This window comes from Streptomyces atriruber, from assembly GCF_001418325.1.
In the GTDB taxonomy this organism is placed as follows: Bacteria; Actinomycetota; Actinomycetes; order Streptomycetales; family Streptomycetaceae; genus Streptomyces; species Streptomyces atriruber.
The window spans coordinates 1-3,196 of record NZ_LIPN01000268.1 but is presented as its reverse complement, the minus strand read 5'-3'; the positions used below and the strand labels follow the sequence as shown (position 1 = coordinate 3,196).

The 3,196-nt window shown below is 71.0% G+C and carries 4 protein-coding genes; all 4 read left to right on the top strand.

The genetic code is table 11. From position 1 onward, the window contains the following. Positions 1 to 568: ABC transporter substrate-binding protein (locus AOK03_RS26390; RefSeq protein WP_167355646.1), on the top strand; the 568-nt coding region annotated here is incomplete at its 5' end. A 45-nt stretch (positions 569 to 613) separates the two neighbouring features. Then, positions 614 to 1,402 (top strand): ABC transporter ATP-binding protein, encoded by a 789-nt coding sequence (locus AOK03_RS26385; protein WP_055567840.1) that lies wholly within the window; start codon positions 614 to 616, stop codon positions 1,400 to 1,402. Further along, positions 1,389 to 2,270, top strand: a complete 882-nt coding sequence (locus AOK03_RS26380; RefSeq protein WP_055567839.1) for an ABC transporter permease — start codon at positions 1,389 to 1,391, stop codon at positions 2,268 to 2,270. The genes AOK03_RS26385 and AOK03_RS26380 overlap by 14 nt, the downstream gene beginning before the upstream one ends. A 23-nt stretch (positions 2,271 to 2,293) precedes the next feature. Next, positions 2,294 to 3,196, top strand: a 903-nt coding sequence (locus tag AOK03_RS26375) for a ParB/RepB/Spo0J family partition protein (RefSeq protein WP_482256243.1), incomplete at its 3' end; no start/stop codon positions are given.

Below are 3,196 nucleotides of genomic sequence, written 5' to 3'. Positions count from 1 at the left end.
GGTCGACGCGCAGAGCGGCAAGGGCGACGTGTCGGTGGTCCGCACCGACAACAAGGTCACCCCGGACGCCTACAAGTCCGGCTCCATCGACGGCGCGTGGGTGCCCGAGCCGACCGCCTCCAAGCTCGTCGCCGAGGGCGGCAAGGTCCTGCTGGACGAGAAGACGCTGTGGCCCGACGGCACCTTCGTCATCACGAACATCATCGTGTCGCAGAAGTTCCTCACCGCGCACCCCCGGGTCGTCCGGGCGGTGCTCAAGGCGTCGGTGGACACCAACCGGTGGATCCACGCCCACCCCGCCCGGGCCAAGGCGGCCGCCAACGAGCAGCTGGCGGCCGACGCGGGCAAGGCCCTGCCCGACCGGGTGCTGGACCCGGCGTGGCAGTCGATCGACTTCACCGACGACCCGCTGGCCGCCACCCTGCGCGCCGAAGCGGCCCACGCCGTCAAGGCCGGCCTGCTCGACGAGCCGGACCTGACCGGCATCTACGACCTCACCCTGCTCAACCAGATCCTCAAGGCCGCCGGCCGCAGCCCGGTCGACGACGCCGGCCTCGGCGTCACATAGCCCGTTTCGATGAGCTCGGAGGTGAGCTCCCAGGAGGTGACGACCATGACCACGACCTTCGCCCAGGCGGGCGACGGCACCGCGACGGCCCGCCACGCCGTGCGCATCGAGCACGTCTCCAAGTCGTTCCCCGGCCCCGCCGGGCCGCAGCTCGTGCTGGACGACATCAGCCTCGATGTCGCACCCGGCGAGTTCGTCACCCTCCTGGGGGCCTCGGGCTGCGGCAAGTCCACCCTGCTCAACCTCGTCGCCGGCCTCGACCGGCCCACCGGCGGCACCATCACCACCGACGGCCGGCCCGCGCTGATGTTCCAGGAACACGCCCTGTTCCCCTGGCTGACCGCCGGCAAGAACATCGAACTGGCCCTGCGGCTGCGCGGCATCGCCCCCCAGGGCCGCCGCGAACGCGCCGAGGAGCTCCTGGAACTCGTCCGCCTCAAGGGCGCCCACGGCAAGCGGGTGCACGAGCTGTCCGGCGGGATGCGCCAGCGGGTCGCGCTGGCCCGCGCACTGGCCCAGGAGAGCCGTCTGCTGCTGATGGACGAGCCCTTCGCCGCCCTGGACGCCATCACCCGGGACGTGCTGCACGACGAACTGACCCGCATCTGGCGCGAGACACGGCTGTCGGTGCTGTTCGTCACCCACAACGTGCGCGAGGCCGCGCGCCTGGCCCAGCGCGTGATCCTGCTGTCCTCCCGCCCCGGGCGCATCGCCCGCGAGTGGGCCGTGGACATCCCGCAGCCGCGCCGCATCGAGGACACCGCCGTCGCGGAGCTGTCCATCGAGATCACCGAACAACTGCGGGGGGAGATCCGCCGACATGGCCAGTTCTGAGACGAGCACCGTCAAGGACGGCAACGACCTCGCCGGCCTCGACGCCCTGGAGACCCCCCAGCAGGTCCGCACGCCGTTCACGACGACCCTGCGGGAGAAGGTCCTGCCGCCCCTCACCGCCATCACGCTCGTCCTGGCGGTGTGGCAGGCACTGATCTCCTTCGGGGTCGTCGACGACCCCAGCAAGCTGCCCTCCCCGGGCGCGGTGTGGGACGTGGCGCACCAGGCGTGGCTGGAGGGCGAACTCCTCGGCTACATCTGGACGTCCGCCTCGCGCGGCCTGCTCGGCTTCTGCCTGGCCCTGCTCATCGGCACCCCGCTGGGCCTGCTCGTGGCCCGGCTGAAGTTCCTGCGCGCGGCGCTCGGCCCGATCCTGTCCGGCCTGCAGTCCCTGCCCTCGGTCGCCTGGGTGCCGCCCGCGGTGATCTGGCTGGGCCTGAACAACTCGATGATGTACGCGGTGATCCTGCTCGGCGCGGTGCCCTCCATCGCCAACGGCCTGGTCTCCGGCGTCGACCAGGTGCCGCCGCTGTTCCTGCGGGCCGGGCGCACCATGGGCGCCACCGGGCTCAAGGGCACCTGGCACATCGTGCTGCCGGCCGCCCTGCCCGGCTACGTCGCCGGACTCAAACAGGGCTGGGCGTTCTCCTGGCGCTCGCTGATGGCCGCCGAGATCATCGCGTCCTTCCCCGACCTGGGCCTGGGCCTGGGCCAGCTCCTGGAGAACGGCCGCAACGCCAGCGACATGGCCATGGTCTTCGAGGCCATCCTGCTCATCCTCCTGGTCGGCATCGCCATCGACCTGCTCGTCTTCAGCCCCCTGGAGCGCTGGGTATTGCGCAGCCGCGGCCTGCTGATGAAGCACTGATCCGCCCGTCCGGCCGCGGTCCGATGACCGTCAACTCACCCTCGACTGCGGCTAGAGACCCCGCTGCGACGCTCATCCGGAATGCAGGAGAAAGGGCACACCGGATGGCTTTCAATGACGGGCGGGCTACGGTGATCGCAGACGGTTTGAGCTCCGCCGGATCCATGTGCGAAGAATCAGCGGCCGGTGATGCGGGCGGCCCCGGAATCATCCCGGGAATCGTTCCCGGAACCGGCCAGGGAATCGTTCCCGGAATCGGTCCCGAGCACATAGGGAAGACACCGGTCCAGGAACTCCCGGTCCATGCTCTGTCGCCCGGAATGCATCTGCGCCAGGGCGGAATCAACGCCGCGTACCTGCAACTGCTCATCGACGCGTCGGGCCGTTCCCAATTGCCGCCCGTGCTCGTCCAGAAAGACGGCTGGCGGATTATCGACGGGCTGCACAGGCTGGAGGCCGCGAAACTCTGCGGCGACCACAGCATAAAAGCCCGCCTGATCGACTGCACGGACGCCGAAGCGCTCGTCATCGCCATGAAGGCCAACAGCTCGCACGGACTTCCGCTGTCGAGGGCCGACCGCATGTGCGGGGCCGAACGCGTGCTCATGGCCCATCCCGAATGGTCCGACCGCGCCATCGCCAGCGTCACGGGACTCAGCGCGAAGACCATCGCCTCCCTGCGCGACCGCTCCGCGTGCGCCACCCCGCCGGGCGGCCAACGCCTGGGCCTGGACGGGAAAATGCGCTCGGTGAGCGCCGGCGAGGGCCGCCGTCGCGCCGCCGCCTACCTCACCGCCCATCCCGACGCCACGCTCCGGGAGGTCGCCCGGGAGACCGACGTGTCCCTCGGCACGGTCCACGACGTCAGCGCCCGGCTGCGCCGGGGGGTGAGCCCGGAGCGGGGCGGGCTGCGGGGGACCGGGGCC

Coding starts and splice junctions, on each gene's coding strand:
- AOK03_RS26380 (WP_055567839.1), top strand. CDS start 1,389: ATGGCCAGTTCTGAGACGAGCACCGTCAAGGACGGCAACGACCTCGCC.
- AOK03_RS26385 (WP_055567840.1), top strand. CDS start 614: ATGACCACGACCTTCGCCCAGGCGGGCGACGGCACCGCGACGGCCCGC.